This window comes from Burkholderia pulmonis, assembly GCF_984667975.1.
In genome coordinates this window covers 1,069,578-1,087,148 of record NZ_OZ480186.1, presented here as the reverse complement: position 1 = coordinate 1,087,148, position 17,571 = coordinate 1,069,578, and the positions used below count along the sequence as shown (strand labels likewise).

Genomic DNA, 17,571 nt, shown 5'->3' with positions numbered 1-17,571 from the left:
GGGGGTTCTATCGGGGGTTCTTCGTCGAACTCCCCGTTGAGAACCCCCAACCCGGAGTGCCGATGCCCCTGACCGACGTAGCCGTCCGCAATGCCAAACCGACCGACAAGCAACAGAAGCTGTTCGACGGCGGCGGCCTGTTCCTGCTGATCAAGCCGACTGGCGGCAAACGGTGGGTGCTCAAATATCGGTTCAGCGGGAAGGAAAAGAGCCTGGCGCTCGGCACCTACCCCGCCGTCGCACTGGCCGAGGCCCGAAAGCGCCGCGACGAGGCCCGTGACAAACTGGCAGCCGGGATCGACCCGGGCGCCGCAAAGAAGGCCGAGAAGCGCACGCAGCGTCTCAGCGCCGAGAACTCTTTCGAAGCCGTGGCGCGCGAGTGGCATGCCAAATACGCGGCGAGCTGGTCGGAAAGCCACGGAGCGCGGATCCTGCGCCGGCTGGAGGTGGACGCCTTCCCGTGGATCGGCGGCGCTGCCATCGCCAGCCTCGAGCCGCCCGACGTACTGGACGCGCTCAGGCGCGTCGAGAAGCGCGGCGCACTCGAGACGGCGCACCGGCTGCAAGCCAACATCAGCCAGGTGTGCCGCTACGCCGTGGCGACCGGCCGCGCGAAGCGGGACGTAACCGCCGACCTCCGCGGCGCCCTGCCGCCGGTGCAGACTGAGCACATGGCCGCGATCACTGACCCGAAGCAGGTCGCCGAGCTCCTGCGCGCGATCGACGGGTATCACGGCACCTTCCCCGTGCAATGCGCTCTCCGCCTCGGCCCGCTGCTGTTCCAGCGCCCGGGCGAGCTGCGTGCAGCCGAATGGACCGAGTTCAACCTCGATGGTGCGACGTGGGAGATCCCGAGCGAACGCATGAAGCGGACGAAGCAGGGGAAGGCGTCCGGCGCGGCGCACGTCGTTCCCCTGCCCGACCAAGCGATATTGATCCTACGCGAGCTGCACGCGCTGACCGGCAACGACCGGTTCCTGTTCCCGAGCGTGCGCACGAAGGACCGGCCCATGTCCGACAACACGATAAACGGTGCGTTGCGCCGGCTCGGTTACGACGGCGACACGATGACCGGGCACGGCTTCCGCGCGATGGCCCGGACAATCCTCGACGAGGTGCTCGGCGTGCCGCCCGCGGTCGTCGAAGCGCAGCTCGCGCACGCAGTGAAGGATCCGCTCGGGCGCGCCTACAACCGCACGGCTCACCTGCCGCAGCGGCGCGAAATGATGCAGCAGTGGGCCGACTACCTCGACCAGCTGAAAGCCGGCGCAGTCGTCGTCCCGCTCGCAGCCGCCGCGACATATTGACGCATACCCCACGAAGCGCGAATCGATGCTGTGCAACACCCTCGCGGGTTGCGCGGCATCGATTCGCGATTCCGACGAGATCAACTGCAGTTTCATCGTAGTAGTGAGCTTGTCACGTCGCAGTATTCTGCGACCCAACCATTGCAAATGTAAAATTTCGCATCCCACTATCCGCCCTAATTCCTGACGAAACGACCTCAGCCATCACTTCGGTTTGACGCAAAATCCCGGCGTGAAAAATATCCTCATATTCGACATATCCATATAGGTAGAACTTCACCTTTCTTTTCGCCAACCGATCCAAAATCTCATCCGACATCGGGAATGAGCCACTCCTAACCGTAGTGTTCGGAAAAACAGAACTACTCACAAAATTACCCTTCGTGTCCGCCAGCCTATTCATTTCAGGAATAGGACTCTCAGGCTCAGAAACAATTCCTCTTATAATTAACTTCACCTTTACAGCCGGCGTTCTCCCCTGATTTGACCACTGCATGTGAAATGAATACCCATTTACTTTTTCACCACCGCCGTCCATATAGCTATCTTCGAATCTCTCGCATGGAATCGCATTTATGGAAAGCCATGCACGCTCGGAGCTTATGTAGGCGTTGGCACTGTCTCTAGCCACCTCGGCCGCCGCCTTTGCAGCCTCTGCAGACATCCTCGCCACCTCCCCCGCATCCTTTGCCTCCTTCCAAAGCTTGTTCGTAGACCACCACAGTAAGGCCGTGAAAATAGCAAGAACAAAGGTAAATAATTCAACAGGATCGTCAAGCGCTTTAGCAAGCCATTTATCAAAAATAGGCGCATCACCCTTCCCCGCGTCTTTTCCGAGCAACGGCGTATCTGTACTAGGCATCGCCCCCGAATCTTTCGCACTTTGGATTGATGTTGAATTTAATGAAGTGCTCGATTCGTGATCGGTGGTTTTGATTGAACCGGAATCGGCACTAGCCACAGATAAAACACACATAAAAAACACTGATGCTGCAACCTTAATCATCGCCCCACCCCGCGCGCTTTAAAATTCTTGACACTCAATTATCCCCACGAAAGCATCAATCGGTTGTTTTAATCTCTGCAAGGAACGCGTCGACGCTTTCGGCAGTGGTGAAGCTCGAGCACGTCTCGATCTTCACGAGTCCCAGCTTACCAGACGATAAACGGTGGTCTTCGAGATGCCGACCTTCCGCATGACCTCGCGAATCTTGTAGAGCGTCACGGCCGCCAGCGCGGCCGATATCGTTTGACCGTGCGTATGCATGATGAGCGCTCCCGATCAGCTCTCGATCAGCGCGATCAGGCTTTTCCCTGTCACACCACTGGCCCGCGCACCGATCTTCACGAGTTCGAGCCGGCCGTCGCGCGCCAAGTTGTAGACGGTCGCTTTGCAGACGCCGAGCATCTTCGATACCTGAGCGATGCGGTACAGCCTGTCAGGACGAAGCGTAGGCGCCGACGGCGCAACGACATCCGACGGGCACTGACGACGCGTTACTGGCGGCGTTGGAGCCCGCTCGCGCAGCTGCGCGGCAACGCGGCTCGCAATTCGATCCGCGAGCAGGTCGAGCAGATTCTCGCTCAGCACCACATCGCGGCCAGTCAGCGTGACAGCGCCGGCCTTGGTGGATTTCGGTACGTACGGCACATGCACCCCCTTCGATGTCGATCGCCACAGATAGCGCCCCGCTTCATTCGACGGGGCGCGCCGGTTTTCAGTCCAGGCCGATAGCCTTGGTAATCGCTGCATCGAGCTCGCCGGTCGCTGCTTCGGCCCGCTGCCAAAACCATGAAGCGCTAGGTATCGTGTCGAGGTCGACGTGCTGAGCGAACGCGCCACGAAGCGCAAAGATGCACGTACGGAGTTCGCCCTGCAGCGCGTAGATAGCCGCAAGGTCATGCGACGACACCATCACTTGATCAGGAATACTACCGATAGGGAAAGCAAGAGATTGAACGTTGGCGTTCATGGTGGCTCCGTATGCGATCGCACCGCCCCGCTGTCAAACGGGGTGGGCAGCAACGAGCGAAGTTGACAGACCGGGGCATACGGAACCCGGCAGGCCGAAGCCTCTCCACTCGCGCCACCCATAGAAGATGCGCGTTCTCAAACGAAGAAAAACCGCCATCGCGGCGGTTGTCTGCCGCATGCATTCGGGCTGTCAAACCCGGTCAACGTTGTGTGCGTCGACGGGCTCAGTATAGAGCAGCCAAGAATTAAAATGCAACAAAATCAGTACGTTAGGCAACTCTGTACGAGATGTACGGAGCTACCTGACAGCACATTAAAGCGTCGAGATAAAGCAACGTGCGGCGACTTCGAACAGGCCGGCATCCTGCGTGTTCATGGCGTGCTCTTCGTCGATCTGCTGCAACAACTCGGCAACGGTGCCCGTGCGCTCGCCCGCTGGCGTGTCGATCGTCACCTGCATGTCCGACCGCAAAGCGGCGGCATCGCGCAAGTTCGCGTCGATCGCGCGCGCGCTCGGTGTGCTGGCTGCTGGCGCGGCGGTTGCGCGGGGCGCACCGTTGGTCGACAGCTCCACTCCTCCTGCCGACTCAGCGATCACGTTGCGAGGTTGCACTACCGGCGCGCCGTCGGCTTCGCGTTGCGCGCGGGCGATGCTCGAAACGAAGTCGGCGATCTGCGTGCGGCTGGTGGCCGGCGCATCGATACCTGCGCGCGCCGCGCGCATTTGCTCTATCTGCGAGTCGAGCGTCGGCAGTTGCTCGTTCGCGCGCTGCGCCTCTGCATTCTGACGGATAACACCCTGCAGCCGCGCGACCTGCGCCTCGTGATCGGCCTGTGCCGCATCAATGCGGCGCTGCGCCTCGACCGCGGCTGCCTTGTACTTCGTGCCCTGGTCCTGTAGTTGGCGCGTCAATTCCTTGACCGCATCGGGCGACGTGTCCGGTGCGTTCGCACGCAGTTGGTCGAGTTCGGCGCGCACCTGTGCGACAGCGCCCGGCTCGGCCAGATTCGAGGCCGTCGACGCCAGATCGCCGCGGTACGACTCAGCGTCAGCGATCAGTCCTTCCAGTGCGTTTGCGCGCGTAACGTCGTCCGCCGTAAAGTAGCGCGAGACGTCCGGGTAGCCACCGTCGTCCATCTGGCGCGCGGCCAGTTCGAAAGCATCCTGATGCGCAGTCATCGCCGCGACATCGTCGGGTCGCCCGAACACGTACGCGTCATCGACAATGCGCTGCCCCCGCGACATCAGCGCCGCGTCGACTTCCTGCGGGGACGGATTGAAGCGAAGATCGTCGCCGACGCGGTTCGCGAGATAGTCGTTCACGCGATCAAGGTATGCCGCCGTCTCGTTCGCTGGCGGACGCTCGCCGCGCAGCACTGCCGCCGCCTGCTTCGGGCCACCGTTGTAGTCGGCGATCATCGCCTGCAGGTTACCCCCGTACTGGCGCTGCGTGTCGGCCAGATACTTCGCCATGCCGTCGAGCGCCTGCACCGGATCCGTCGCGTCGGTCACGCCGTACTTGCGCAGGTTCTCGGGCATCATCTGCGACACACCCGCCGCGCCCTTCGGCGACACCTGCCCCGAGTTTGAGCGCTCACCGGCGTGAATCAGCGCGAGCATGAGGCCCGGCGGCACGCCCTCGCGCTGCGCGACCGTCGTGATGTACGAGGATAGGATCGGAGAATCGTACGGCAACTGCTTGCGCACAGCGACGTCTAGCGTGGGCAACGGCGTTGCGGGGTCTGCGGCGCGCGCCGCGCGAGCGGTCATTGCCATGCCGCCTGCGTGTAGACCGCCGAAAGTACCTGCCATCAGCGTCGCCGGAACCCAGTTCAACGGGTCGAGAGGATCGCCCATTTGGTCGCTGAGGTGGCCGTATCCGGCGTTCCTCAGGATCGCCTTTTCTGCCGTTGCCTGGCTGATCGCCATGCCCGGACCACCGATCGCCACGAGCCCGAGCGTACGCGCAATCGTGGATCCGCCGGCAGGTAACACCGCACCCACGGCGCCGAGCGCACCCTCGACGCCTCCCACCGCGGTCCGCGTGTCGACGTCAACACCTTCGCGCTTCAGTTCCTCGGCCCGGCCGAGGCCGAGCGATGCGCCACCGGCTACCGCGCCGACAGCCGGCCCGCCGAGTGCCGCCGCCGGCACGACCTGCACAAGGCCGCTCACGGCGCCTTGCACGATCTGGTCGGTGGTCGTCGTGTTGTTCGGGTCAGGCCGCAGCATGTCGGATAGGTCGTAAAGGCGCTGCCCGGCCGCGGACGTGAATAGAGTGCCCGCGCGCTGCTTCTGCAGGATATCGCTGAGCCGCCGATCAGATTCCTCCTGTGCCTGCGGGTTGAGCAGTAATTCGCCCGGGTCGGTGAACATATGGCTTGCGGCAGCCGTCAGGTCTGCAGCGGCGCCAGCGAATCGCGCGGCGCCTTGGACAGCGCCCAAGCTGACCGCTAGTCCGACAGAGCCGAGCCCGGTCGACTGCTCCGGCTTCGGCTCCGGCGGCAACTGAATATCGCCCTGCCCGGAGAGGTAGGCGTTCGTTGTGTCTTGGTAGAGGGGATCGATTGGCATATCAGCGTTTCGGAACAGGCTTCGTCAGGTGGATGAGCAGCGGCGCGCCAGACGTGTCGGTCACGGGCCGTGCACCCGTCAGCACCGTGTAGGTGCCGCCGATGCCAACGCGCTGCAGGCGGTAGCTCGCGAATTTCGCCATGAACTGATCGACGGGGATTTGCATGCCGTTCGCGACCACGCTGTCGACTGGCCGCCCGCCGGGCTGATTCTCGATGTTGGCGATCGACGCCACTTTGACGCCGCCGTCGAAATCATCGTCTGACCAGCCCCACGGCTTCGCGGCCATGTAGCGATCGCCACGTGGGTCAACGCCGCCGGTCTTCGACAGCCCGCCGGTCGCCACATTGACTCCGGTCAGGATGTCCGTCGCGTTCGGCACATCGCGGCCGCTCTTCCGCGCGCTCGCCACCGCGGCGAAATACGCCGTCTCACGCGCGTCGTCGAGCTGCTGCGGCGGCAACGATTCGCCGATTTGCTTCGCAATCGTTGCCTGCAGACCGGTCGCAGCAGCCGCGTCTACCTTCACCGTTTTGTTGGATAGTGCTGCCGCGCCGTCAAGAATGTACTGACCGACCGGCGTGCCACTCTGCATCATCAACTGGCCACCGGTAGGGTCGGCCGCGCCGGCTTTCATCGCGAGCGCCATCGCGGGGCTCTTGTCCTTCCATTGCTCAGCGAGATCGTTGATTCGCGCAGCGTTCCCCATCGAGCGCCCGATCATCGCCAACGCTTGCGCCTTCGTGTCGATCGGCAGCGCGTCGACAGCGATCAGCGTCTTCTGTGCTTCGTCTGGAGTCAGCAGCGACACACGGCGTCCGGCCGCCTGCTCCACTGCGCCGGCAGCCTGAGCACGCGACGCGAGTGACGCAGTGAGGGCCGGCACACTAACGAGCGGCGTGCGAGCGCCGGATGGCTGCAGCGCGGGCGTAACCTGAGATTGATATACCGGGATCTTGATCGGCATCACGCACCCGGCATGGTGAACAGGATGGGATTACCGGCGGCTGTGGTGCCGTACGACTTCAGTGAAGTCGTGAGCCCGAGCGAATTGCTTTTTGCATAATCCCCGAAGCCTCCGAGCACAGACGCGGCCGCCGAGATACCGCCGGCGAGCAATCCATTGCGTGCGCTCGCGCGCGCCGTGCGTGCGGCGTACCGATCTTGCCGCGCCTGGTCCTCAAGCGTTCCGCCCTGCAGGATGCTTTGGTACCGTGTCTGCAGCGCATCGAGCTCGGCATTCCGCACGCTCTGCACCTGGGTGTCGAGCGCGGAACCTGCGTTCGGATTGAAGCCGGATTCGGCCACGGCCGCACGCTGCTCGCCAAGCTGCTGCCCGGCCTGCGCGCGCTGCGCCGTCTCGCGATTGACACCCTGGGCGTAGACCTGTGCCGCCTGCTGATCGGACAACGCGGCATTGCGGTCGAGCGCGGCGGCCTGCTGGTTCGCCTGCGATGACTTCGCGGCGGCCGACGTCAGCGCGCCGGCTGCGCTAATGCCGGTCGCGATCAAACTCATCGTACTGCCAGCGCCGAGCGCCGAACCGGCCATTGCGGCCAATGGAAGCATTGCCATTATTTCGTCCTCGCAAAAAGCAACATGTCTCTGCGGCCTGTTGCGGCGCGCTCTGCCCGTCGTTGAGGCGCAGATTGTCGACGTGGCTCCATGCCTTCGGCTGCTCGACCGGCGCGCGCGGCGGCTCGGCCGCGCCTGGGAACTTCGTGTTCGAGTAGAACGCCGCGGCCCGTTCCTCGGGTGTCTTCTCGACGGGTGCGGATTGCTGTTCGCCGTCCATCACGCCTCCTCGCCGCCTGCATGGATTGCGGAATGGCTCGTCAGCTCCGCGCCGGCCGCACTTCCGTACGGCGACCGCGACACGCTCGGCGCCGGACGATTGACGACGCTTTCGAGCACGCGCATGGTCCTCGCATGGTATCGCCGCGCCTCGTCGGCCAACGGCTGTTGTACGCGCTCCTCGTCAAACACATGCCGGATATGGCGTCGAAGCAAATCGGTAGCGATACAGCTGTTCGAAACGTTGAAGTAGTCGCTGTTGTGCGTGCCGACGTTGAGGAGCACCTTCCGCACCGATACGCTGCGCAACTCTTCCTCGACCTGCATGAACTCGCTGCGAGCGACGAGCAACGCAGTCAGCGCAACGTCGAGCGCAGCGGCGGTCTTCACAAACTGGCGTTCGAGTTTGGCCGCCTCGCGGACACCATCCCGTGCCGCTTCCGCGCGTGCGGCGAGGGCCGCCGCACTATTTGCTGCGTATGCCGCCTTCCGTACCTGGATAAGCGTCGTCTCACGCGAGCGGTGCGTTTCCACGATGGTCCGCAATTGCGCCGTTTCTTCGTCTTCGGCGCCGTTGTTCTCGAGCATGCGCTCCTCGAGCTCGCGCTGCGCCGTGGCCGCCTGCTGACGGGCTTCCACGAGCCGCGACTCGATCAGTTCGATGTCTGCCATTGATCAGTCTCCCTCGATGAGTTCGACATTCCACGCAAGCACGCGTGCCGCCTCTGCCTGCTCGGCCGTCGCACGGCCCCACGCGTGATCCGCGTTCGGGCGGATCCGCCACTCGCCACCCTTCAGCAGCCCGTGGCGTTCGATGAACTCGGCCAGGGCATCCGCGACGACGCGCGCCATCGACGCGCCGCGCAGCAGCGCACAGGTCTGGAGCGCCATCCGCGTGCGCGGGGCCATGTAAATGTGGGTTGCTGCCATGTCCTTCCCCAAAGTGGTCACGCTGCCAGCATCCCATCGACGCCGCGCAGAATCGTGCGTTTATGGCCATAAACGCATGGCCATAACAAGGAAGTGGGTAGCTCAACGGGTAGCTACGCGCCGTGTTCGCATACTGCTCGGCTCGCAACGCCCACCGGACAAGGCGTTACGCCTTCAATTGAAATCGCCGATGGGGATCTCAATCGCCTTTCACGCGTGGTTTGCGACCCGTCTGGTCGACCACGCGCACGCGCGGCCGCTTCGAGATCTCGAGCTTGTCGTTCAGCATGCCGAGATGGCGCATCGCCAGCGTGAGCGCCGTCGTCTTGTCGAAGACCCTGGCCTTCTTCGTGAGCGTCGGCGTGGCCGTCAGTTCGCCGTCGCCGTCGGCGCTGTACGTCATCTGCTCGACCACGTCGACACCGGCCAGGCCCGCCGCGGCCTCATCGTCGAGCTGGTCCGGGCGCTTCAGCGTGCCGTCGGCGTTGTACAGACGCCGGATGTCGAAGAACGCGATGCGCGCGAGCTCGCGCAGCACGCGATCCTGCGTGATGTGCGTGCGTTCGCGGCGGTTGCTCATTGCTGCGCTGACCGCTTCTTGCACACTAACTTTTGCTAACAGGCGCGCACCCTGCTCGTTCGCTGTCCGTTCGCTGTAGCCGGCGCGGCGGGCGGCCGCACTCGCATTCAAATCGCACAGATATTCGTCGACGAATCGCTGCTGCTTTGCAGTCAGTTTCTTCATGGCTCTACCTCTTAAAATTCGTACTACGAACTTGTAATTTCCTGCATCTTTCGGCCTCGTCGGGGTGTAGCTACCTGTAGCTACCGTAACCCCTGTTTCCTATAAACCCCTGTAACCCCCTTATTTATCGCGCACACGTATATAGAAAAAGGTAGCTACGGTAGCTACAAACCTTACTGCATAAGGCTTTAAGCGTAACCACCCAATACAGGCAAGGTGGCTACGGTAGTTACGCGGGCCTTACCCAAACTCTGACCGGGCGTCCTGCAACCCGCTTTTGTTGCTTCGAATACCCCATTTCTCGCAAAATTTTTCCAATTCGCATTTCGTCACTGCGTGTCAGGCGACCATGGGCCATTCCAAGGGGACCGCTTGCGATCTCATGAACTTGCAAAAATTCACGCTCACGCGGTGGCAGACCGAGTTCGCACTCGCCATCACTTTCAAGCCATTCGTGAACGATCGGCGTCCACGGGTCGGACAGCTTGTGCTGCGCGTGCACGTCGCGCGCCAGCGTCTCGGCTTCCTGCCAGTCGACATTCCCGGCGCGTTCGTAGGCCGCGCGGGCCTCGGCCCACAGCTGCAGGCAATCAGCCGCGATCCGATCGACGTCGCACCGGCCAACGCGCACCGGCAGCCAACGGCGCTCCCCCGTCTCGTCGGCAAGGAACTCGTCCTGGTTGGTCGTGCCGACGAACAGGAACCGCCGCGCGAACGTCACGCTGAACTCCTTGTACTTCGGCACGAAGTTCTCGTGCGTGCGGCTGATGAACGCCTTGATCGATTCGGCGTCGCGCGTGTGCAGGCCGCGCAGCTCGCCGAGCTCGACCACCAGGCGGCCGCGCATCATGCGGGACGCGTTGTCGTCGCGCTCGTCGAGTTTCAGCTCGCAGTAGAATTCCTGCGACGGCACGAGCGCCTTCACGGCCCGCGTCTTGCCGGCACCCTGCTCACCGATCAGCACCGGCACCATCGGCGCTTCGCACCCGGGCGACAGCACCCGGCCGGCGAGCGCCGTCCAGAGATACCGCGACACCGCGCGCGTGTACGCCGTATCCTCGACGGCCATGTAGTCGCGCAGGAACGTTTCGATGCGCGGCACGCCATCGTGCACCTGCATGGCCAACCACTCGACGGCCGAATCGATACGGTTGTCGTCGGCCACGAGGCCCACACCGTCGCGCAGCGCTTCCTTGCTGAGCTTGAGGAAACCCCGGCGCTCAAGCTGAATCTGCAGGCGCGTGTAGTCCGGATCGGTGAACGCGCGCAGGCCGCGCGGGTCTGCCACGTCGGCGAGCATGATCTCGGCGCGGAAGTCGTCGTATCGGATGTGCCAGCCGCACTCGAGCGGCGCGCGAACGGCCGTCACGATATTCTCAGCGAGCGCGAGAATCTCGCCCTTCCCGTTACGGCGATAGCCCGGACGCGGCGGTTCCTGTTCGTCGGCCGGTACCACGTCGAAGTCGTCCTCGCTCGGCTCGCGCGCCGGATCCTGCCAGCCGTGGGCCGCGGCCATGGCCTTGATCGTGCCGATCGTGATCGGCGTGCCCTGATTCTTGCCAGCGTAGCCCCAATCGCGCTCGGTCTTCGCCGGGTCGTACTTGCTCGATCGAGCCGAGAACTCATGCATGAGCGCCAGCCCCTCGTCCGAACCGAGCGACGCGTGATGAACGCCGAACAGCACATTGCGCCAGCCATCGTAATCAAGCTCGCGCTCACCGCTGTTCGGGATTGCATCGAGCGCAGACTTCAGCGCACCAAGCTCGGCAGGCGCGGCGGTCGGCGGCGGCGGCACGACAATCTCTCGCTCGGCGGCCGGCACCGGCGCACTCGTCGGCCAGTCCATTTCGGTGATGTACGACCTCGGCATGTCATCGAGCTCGAACGAGTCGAGCGGCATCGATTTACCGGCCAGCGGCAGCACGAACATGTTCCCATACCCATCGTGCGGAACACTGCTCTGCTTCGGGAAGGACTCGACCTGCCCGGCGGCCACACCCTTCGTCCCGTCCTGCAGGCCGCACGTACCGAGCACGCGCCGCAGCGTCTGGCGCACACTGTACGCATCCTGCGGTTCGTCCCACAGGAAATAGATGTGGATGCCCGCCCCGCCTGACGAGCGGAACGGAATGCCCTGCAGGCCGACGGCCGACGCGGCGGTAAGGATGCGCACGGCGGTGTCCTGCATTTCGTGCCACGGCGTTTCGCCCTTGTGCGAGTCGAGATCGAGCAGCCCCACCAGCGTCACGTCGCTGCCCGGCTGCATAGGGAACACGCCGTAGGCCGACCCACCATTCACGTGATGCGCGAGTCGATCGGCAGTCAGCGGTTGGCCGATGTGCTGCGGCGGTTTTCCCGGGCGCTTGACGCAACAGGTCGACGTGCGCACGCGCGAAACGATCGGCGCGAGCGCGGCGACGAGATCCGAATGTGTACAGCTTGGCTTGACAGTATTTTCTGTAGGTGTACTATTCATTATGTTTACCGAGCTTTGAAATTTTTGGGCCCGCATTTACTGCGGGCTTTTTCTTTTCACGAACTGCATGTCGGCGAGCCGCGGCGCTACGTTCTTCAGCATCCGCCGCCCCTCGGCCGGCGTCAGCCGCTTCGATCGTCGGAAGTGCGCGCGCAAGACTTCGAACGTCGCGGCATTGGCCCTGATCTCCGTCATTGCGAGAGCGAGCGCGCGTGCGAAATGGCTGCCCGATGCAACCCCCGTGAAGGCGTCGAGTGCGCCACAACGAGCCGCCGCATTCTTAATTTCGAAATAGCTCGAGGTGGGGTGGTACAGGCCGGCGAGCTGCTCCGCGGCTACGCCCCCCAAGTCCATCACTGCTTCGGCAAAATAGATGTCGGCCGTGTCGTCGAGATTGTGAGACTTCCCGGTCCGGGAGTGCGCGTAGTTCGTTGAACCAATCCACGACGAATCCTGCGATCGGATGTAGGCACCGAGAAAGCGCCAGCCGAACGCCGTTGCGATGATCGTGTGTCCAGCTTCGTGCGCGGCGGTCTGCTCACGTGAGCAGGGATCGTCACCGTGAACTGCACGAAGTTTGAGCAGTTGCTTGGCGGCGGCTCGCTTTGCGGCGGGGCTAAGGCAACGTGCGTTATCGATGGAATTCACGCGCCCTCCGTTGCGCCCGGAGCACGATAGCCGTCGGGATCGGCCAGCCAGCGATGCAGTTCGCGGTTCGGCCACGCGGCGGAACGCGACGACCCGAGCTGCGCGCGTTTCGGAAAACGGCCGGCTAGCTCACGCAGGCGAATGGATTCCCGGCACAGGGGAACAAGGTGCTTCAGGTCAGCCCAACGCGTGTAGCCATCGAGCGGCAGCGCTTGTGGACTGTTGTGCCCGCCGCTATGCGGGGAATGGTGAAAGGTGGTGGTCATTGGCCGTCCCTGGCGGTAGATTGGACAAGGCCTTATTTCACTTTCCACCCCGTGCACGATTGTGCGCGAATCAATCCCTTTCCACCGCCCTGCGGCTGGCAATCGGGGGTTCTTTTGGGGGTTCTTTCGTTTTAATTTTCCGTCAAACCCTTATCGTACAAGCGTGTCACGTCCAAATTCGAGTGACGCCGCCCCACCAAATTCCGCGTTCGACGCACGAACCCCGCATGACGCAAGTCTGCGGGGTTTTTTGTTGCCTGCGAAACGCACACGCCCCGCTCCTTCCGAAAAAACGCCCAGCCACGGATGGGCCGGGCGGAATGCCGCCGGTGTCCGGCGACAGGAGGTGACGGATGGTCTGCCGCGCCCGCGCATTCATCGGTCGCGCAAGGCAGCGGCCAGCCCGGTTGCCCGGGCTTCGGGCGCGACGCATCGCCGCACCCGTGCTCGTACCGATCGGGCGAAGCGCGGCTTAGCTGCCGCGATACAGCGACTTCATTTCTTCCGCGCTGGCCGGGCGCACGCCCATTGCGCGCGAACCCGATGCCGAAGCGCCCTGCGCCTGCGCACCGTAGCCGCTGGCGTCTGCACCTTGAGCCTGTGCCAGTGCGCTGCGCTGCTGTTCTGCGATACGCGCCGTTGCCGCCTGGATCGCTTCCGGGTAATGCGGATCTTCGCCGCGGGCGGAGTTGTAACCGGCCTGCTGGAGCTGAACCAGTTCGGCACGGACCTGCGCACGGGTGATCGTCGAACCCGACTGGGCGAACGACACGACCGGGGCAACGAGAGCGGCAGCAACGACAACAGCTTGAACGAGCGACTTCATGATGACCTACCTCCAGATTTGTCTGATTTCGCGGTGAACACCTTGTTCAGCGCCGACAAACCGAAGTTTATGTAGGCGAATGCTTAAGAATAAGGCAGGTTTCCGGAAGACATCCTTCCTGAATTACGGGTTAACCCTAGATTCCCTGCCAGCCCCGCCTTGCCTGAAGGCGGCCGAAAAGCACGAGCCCCGCGAAGCGTTGCCACTTCGCGGGGCTCGAACAGAGTCAGGTTCGGGGACGGAACGCAGACAGCCATCGGTCAGACGATCGGGCCGTTGCGCGGAAGCGCGGCGCCCGACCCCGTGCGCAAACGCGCCAGTCAGCGTCTTACTGGGTATCCATCGGGCACTTCAGGTTGCAGCCGTTCGGATCGCCCAGGTCGCCCTTGCGGCGCAACGCCGACTTCTTGCCGCTCTGGTACTTCTGCGACGGCGCCGACGCCGCAAACGGCATCTGCGGGTGTTCGTTCAGGCGGAACTGTTCGCTCAGGATGCCGCCGGGCACACCCGGGGAATTCTGCGCGAACGCAAACGGCGAAGCAGCGACCAGCAGCCCCGCGGTCAACGCTGCCGCGGCGAGGGGAACAGAAAATTTCATGGCGGGATGACGCCTGAACGGCGTGCTTGTTGGAACGTTGATCAAGCGGCAAGCGTAGCGCAAATCCCCCGCTGCTGCAGCGCGGCTCGATCGCGTCCCCGTTACCGGGAATTGCCGTCCGGCACATTCGCGCCGTCGCCGCCTGCCAGCCCCGTTGCAATGCTCGTCAGCGTGCCGCACGCGGCCGGATCGTAGCCGTCGAGATGTGCGACGCGCTCGACGAAGCGCGTGTCGCGCAGCAACGCCAGCACACCGGCCAGCGGCCGCGCATCGAGCCGCGCGCGCTCGCATGCGAAGTAATAGTCCTCGTCGACGACCGGGATGAAGTCGAGCCCGAAATGATGGGCGGCCGGCTCGACGCCAAAACCCAGATCGGCCATCCCGCTCGCGACGAACGCCGCGATCGCCGAATGCGTGAGCTCGGCCGATGCATAGCCGTCGATGCGCTCCGGATCGATGCCGATCGCGCGCAGCGCAAGGTCCAGCAGCATGCGCGTGCCCGAACCCGGCTGGCGGTTGACGAAGCGGATGTCGTTGCGCGCGAGGTCCGCGAGCCCGCGAACCTGCTTCGGGTTGCCGCGCGGCACGAACAGCCCCTGCTGGCGGCGCGTGAGGTGGATCAGCACATGGCGCGTGTCGTCGAGCCACGGCTTGTAGATCTGCGCGCACTGCGCGCGAAATTCGCCGCGCGGCAAGTGGAAGCCGGCGAGGTCGCATTCCCCGCGAGCGAGCGCCTGCACGGCCTCGACGCTCTCGCGATACTTGATGTCGACGGCCGACTGCGCATCGACGAGCGCGGAGACGAGCGTCGCGACCGCGTAACCGTGCGACGCATGAATGCGCACGGCGCCGTCACGCTGCGCGAGCCGCCGGTTCAGATCGCTGGCCACCTCGGCCGCCAGCGTGCGCAGGTTTCCGTCGAGACGGCTGCGCGCCAGACGCTGCGCGTCGACGACGGCCTGCCCGAGCGCCGACAACGTCGAACCCTTGCCGCGCGCGGTTTCGATCAACTCCCCGCCGATGCACGACTCCAGTGCGCGCAACATGCCCCACGCGTGCCGGTACGACAGCCCCTTGGCCTGTGCAGCCTGCGCAATGCTGCCCGTATCGGCCACGAGTTCCAGCAGCGGCGCGACGTCGGACAGGCTGGCCGACCGGCCTTCGGTGTCGCGTACGGTCAGATACGCGTCGCATTCGATTCGAATCAATTATGCACTCCGATTTCCTATTGCGACCGCGAAATCTTCCGCTTATCGTTGGTCAAAATCAATCAGAACGAAGCCACGATGCGCACTATATGAATTTCGAGCGCATATGAGACTTTGGAGGAGCATAACCGATGTCCCCGAATTCCCCTGCGCCCGACGCGCTCGTCGAGCGCCATGCGCGCGCCGGCCGGTCGCTCGTCGCGATCCTGCACGCGATCCAGGACGACGCGGGCTACGTGCCGTCGGGCTGCGTCGCGCCGCTCGCCAAAGCGCTGAACCTGTCGCGCGCGGAAGTGCACGGCGTACTGACCTACTACCACCACTTCCGCACCGCGCCACCCGCGCGCGTGACGATCCAGATGTGTCGCGCCGAAGCGTGCCGCAGCATGGGCTGCGAAACGCTGGCCGCACACGCGGAAGCCCGCACCGGCTGCCGGTTCGACGCGGCGCACGGCGATGCCGCGGCATCGCCCGCGCCGGATGCGGTCGCGCTCGAATCGGTCTACTGCCTCGGCCTGTGCGCGCAATCGCCGTCGATGACGGTCAACGGCGTGCTTCACGCAAAGGTCACGCCGGAGAAATTCGACGCGCTGCTGGCCGACGCGGTCGCCCACACGACGGAGGCCGCATGACGACCCGCATCTACGTTCCGCGCGATTCGTCCGCGCTGGCACTCGGCGCCGACGCGCTCGCCGCTGCAATCGTGGCGGAAGCCGAACGGCGCGGCGTCGCAATCGAACTGGTCCGCAACGGCTCACGCGGGCTGCTGTGGCTCGAACCGCTCGTCGAGATCGGCACGGCTGCGGGCCGCATCGGTTATGCGAACCTGTCTGCCGCCGACGTGCCGGCCCTGTTCGACGCCGGCTGGCTCGAAGGCGGTACGCATCCGAGCGGCGTCGGCCTCGTCGACGCGCTGCCGTATCTCGCGCGCCAGCAGCGGCTCACGTTCGCGCGCATCGGCCTGACCGACCCGCTGTCGATCGACGACTACCTGCAACACGAAGGCCTCGCCGGCCTGAAGCATGCCCTTGCGCTCGACGGCGATGCCGCGTGCGAGACGCTGCTCGAATCGGGGCTGCGCGGCCGCGGCGGCGCGGCATTCCCGGCCGGCATCAAATGGCGCACCGTACGGCACGCGCACGCCGCGCAGAAATACATCGTCTGCAACGCGGACGAAGGCGATTCGGGCACCTTCTCCGATCGTCTGATCATGGAGTGCGATCCGTACTGCCTGATCGAAGGGATGATCATCGCGGGCATCGCGACGGGCGCGACGATCGGCTACATCTACGTGCGCAGCGAATATCCGCACGCGATCGCCACGCTCGAAGCGGCGATCGTCCGCGCACGCGAAGCCGGCTGGCTCGGCGAGCACGTACTCGGCTCCGCGCACGCGTTCGAGCTGCACGTCGCGAAAGGTGCCGGCTCGTACGTGTGCGGCGAGGAAACGGCGCTGCTCGAATCGCTCGAGGGCAAGCGCGGCGTCGTGCGCGCGAAGCCGCCGCTGCCCGCGCTCGCGGGCCTGTTCGGCCAGCCGACCGTCATCAACAACGTGATCACGCTCGCAACGGCGCCCGTGATCTTCGCGCGCGGCGCCGCGTTCTATCGCGACTACGGGATGGGTCGCTCGCGCGGCACGCTGCCGTTCCAGCTCGCGGGCAACATCCGTCACGGCGGCCTCGTCGAGCTCGCGTTCGGCGTCACGCTGCGCGAGCTGCTGTTCGACTTCGGCGGCGGCACGGCAAGCGGCCGGCCCGCACGCGCCGCGCAGGTCGGCGGCCCGCTCGGCACCTATCTGCCCGACCACCAGTGGGACGTGCCGCTCGACTACGAGGCGTACACGGCGATCGGCGCGGTCGTCGGGCACGGCGGCATCGTGCTGCACGACGACACGTCGAACCTCGCCGAGCTGGCCGAATACGCGATGAAGTTCTGCGCGATCGAATCGTGCGGCAAGTGCACGCCGTGCCGGATCGGTTCGACGCGCGGCGTCGAGACGATCGCGCGCATTCGCCACGGCGATACGTCCGAGCGTCAGGTCACGCTGCTGCGCGACCTGTGCGACACGATGGTCGCCGGCTCGCTGTGCGCGATGGGCGGGATGACGCCGTACCCGGTGCTGTCCGCGCTCGACCATTTCCCCGAAGATTTCGGGCTCGCCGCCGGCAAGAATGCCGCGTCGGGTCCGGTCACGGCTGCGGCCTGACCCAGAAGGAGCCCTGC

The 17,571-nt window shown here is 64.4% G+C and carries 20 protein-coding genes; 3 read left to right on the top strand and 17 right to left on the bottom strand.

Annotation, left to right across the window (positions count from 1 at the left end; genetic code table 11):
• Positions 1–62: 62 nt before the first annotated feature.
• Positions 63–1,307: a tyrosine-type recombinase/integrase gene (locus AC5LXK_RS05090; protein WP_493390598.1), complete on the top strand. Its 1,245-nt coding sequence runs from the start codon at positions 63–65 to the stop codon at positions 1,305–1,307.
• Between the two features lie 112 nt (positions 1,308–1,419).
• On the opposite strand, the gene AC5LXK_RS05085 is transcribed toward AC5LXK_RS05090, so the two are convergent.
• The 17 genes from AC5LXK_RS05085 to AC5LXK_RS05005 form a co-directional block, all read right to left on the bottom strand.
• Positions 1,420–2,313 (bottom strand): hypothetical protein, encoded by an 894-nt coding sequence (locus tag AC5LXK_RS05085; protein ID WP_493390597.1) that lies wholly within the window; start codon positions 2,311–2,313, stop codon positions 1,420–1,422.
• A 132-nt stretch (positions 2,314–2,445) separates the two neighbouring features.
• On the bottom strand, positions 2,446–2,574 hold the full coding sequence (locus AC5LXK_RS05080; RefSeq protein WP_493390596.1) for a hypothetical protein: 129 nt from the start codon (positions 2,572–2,574) through the stop codon (positions 2,446–2,448).
• 15 nt (positions 2,575–2,589) lie between these two features.
• Positions 2,590–3,060 (bottom strand): helix-turn-helix transcriptional regulator, encoded by a 471-nt coding sequence (locus AC5LXK_RS05075; RefSeq protein ID WP_493390595.1) that lies wholly within the window; start codon positions 3,058–3,060, stop codon positions 2,590–2,592.
• Positions 3,026–3,280, bottom strand: a complete 255-nt coding sequence (locus AC5LXK_RS05070; protein WP_493390594.1) for a hypothetical protein — start codon at positions 3,278–3,280, stop codon at positions 3,026–3,028. The genes AC5LXK_RS05075 and AC5LXK_RS05070 overlap by 35 nt, the downstream gene beginning before the upstream one ends.
• 315 nt (positions 3,281–3,595) lie before the next feature.
• Positions 3,596–5,857 (bottom strand): lytic transglycosylase domain-containing protein, encoded by a 2,262-nt coding sequence (locus AC5LXK_RS05065; RefSeq protein WP_493390593.1) that lies wholly within the window; start codon positions 5,855–5,857, stop codon positions 3,596–3,598.
• 1 nt (position 5,858) lies between these two features.
• A complete protein-coding gene (locus AC5LXK_RS05060; RefSeq protein WP_493390592.1) occupies positions 5,859–6,824 on the bottom strand; it encodes a hypothetical protein in 966 nt (321 codons plus the stop codon).
• Positions 6,824–7,375 carry a hypothetical protein gene (locus AC5LXK_RS05055; protein WP_493390591.1) on the bottom strand — a complete coding sequence of 184 codons (552 nt, stop codon included), beginning with the start codon at positions 7,373–7,375 and terminating at the stop codon, positions 6,824–6,826. Before AC5LXK_RS05055 ends, AC5LXK_RS05060 begins: the two co-directional genes overlap by 1 nt.
• Positions 7,350–7,652, bottom strand: coding sequence for a hypothetical protein (locus tag AC5LXK_RS05050; protein ID WP_493390590.1), 303 nt, complete (start codon positions 7,650–7,652; stop codon positions 7,350–7,352). The genes AC5LXK_RS05055 and AC5LXK_RS05050 overlap by 26 nt, the downstream gene beginning before the upstream one ends.
• Positions 7,652–8,323 carry a hypothetical protein gene (locus tag AC5LXK_RS05045; RefSeq protein WP_493390589.1) on the bottom strand — a complete coding sequence of 224 codons (672 nt, stop codon included), beginning with the start codon at positions 8,321–8,323 and terminating at the stop codon, positions 7,652–7,654. The genes AC5LXK_RS05050 and AC5LXK_RS05045 overlap by 1 nt, the downstream gene beginning before the upstream one ends.
• A 3-nt stretch (positions 8,324–8,326) precedes the next feature.
• Positions 8,327–8,581, bottom strand: coding sequence for a hypothetical protein (locus AC5LXK_RS05040; protein ID WP_493390588.1), 255 nt, complete (start codon positions 8,579–8,581; stop codon positions 8,327–8,329).
• Between the two features lie 199 nt (positions 8,582–8,780).
• Positions 8,781–9,326, bottom strand: coding sequence for a terminase small subunit (locus AC5LXK_RS05035; protein ID WP_493390587.1), 546 nt, complete (start codon positions 9,324–9,326; stop codon positions 8,781–8,783).
• Positions 9,327–9,555: 229 nt separating this feature from the next.
• The gene (locus tag AC5LXK_RS05030; RefSeq protein WP_493390586.1) at positions 9,556–11,802 is read right to left on the bottom strand and encodes a VapE domain-containing protein; all 2,247 of its coding nucleotides are present in this window, start codon (positions 11,800–11,802) and stop codon (positions 9,556–9,558) included.
• Positions 11,803–11,838: 36 nt separating this feature from the next.
• Positions 11,839–12,450, bottom strand: a complete 612-nt coding sequence (locus AC5LXK_RS05025; protein ID WP_493390585.1) for a hypothetical protein — start codon at positions 12,448–12,450, stop codon at positions 11,839–11,841.
• Positions 12,447–12,716: a helix-turn-helix transcriptional regulator gene (locus tag AC5LXK_RS05020; protein ID WP_493390584.1), complete on the bottom strand. Its 270-nt coding sequence runs from the start codon at positions 12,714–12,716 to the stop codon at positions 12,447–12,449. Before AC5LXK_RS05020 ends, AC5LXK_RS05025 begins: the two co-directional genes overlap by 4 nt.
• A gap of 472 nt (positions 12,717–13,188) precedes the next feature.
• Positions 13,189–13,542, bottom strand: a complete 354-nt coding sequence (locus AC5LXK_RS05015) for a DUF4148 domain-containing protein (protein ID WP_027783857.1) — start codon at positions 13,540–13,542, stop codon at positions 13,189–13,191.
• A gap of 328 nt (positions 13,543–13,870) precedes the next feature.
• Positions 13,871–14,140, bottom strand: coding sequence for a hypothetical protein (locus tag AC5LXK_RS05010; protein ID WP_493390583.1), 270 nt, complete (start codon positions 14,138–14,140; stop codon positions 13,871–13,873).
• 101 nt (positions 14,141–14,241) lie between these two features.
• Positions 14,242–15,348, bottom strand: coding sequence for a substrate-binding domain-containing protein (locus AC5LXK_RS05005; RefSeq protein ID WP_493390582.1), 1,107 nt, complete (start codon positions 15,346–15,348; stop codon positions 14,242–14,244).
• Between the two features lie 131 nt (positions 15,349–15,479).
• On the opposite strand from AC5LXK_RS05005, the gene AC5LXK_RS05000 reads away from it, so the two are divergent.
• Both AC5LXK_RS05000 and AC5LXK_RS04995 read left to right on the top strand, forming a co-directional pair.
• Entirely contained in the window at positions 15,480–15,980 is a 501-nt protein-coding gene (locus tag AC5LXK_RS05000; RefSeq protein ID WP_493390581.1) for an NAD(P)H-dependent oxidoreductase subunit E, read from the top strand.
• Entirely contained in the window at positions 15,977–17,554 is a 1,578-nt protein-coding gene (locus AC5LXK_RS04995) for a formate dehydrogenase beta subunit (protein ID WP_493390580.1), read from the top strand. The genes AC5LXK_RS05000 and AC5LXK_RS04995 overlap by 4 nt, the downstream gene beginning before the upstream one ends.
• Positions 17,555–17,571 lie beyond the last annotated feature (17 nt).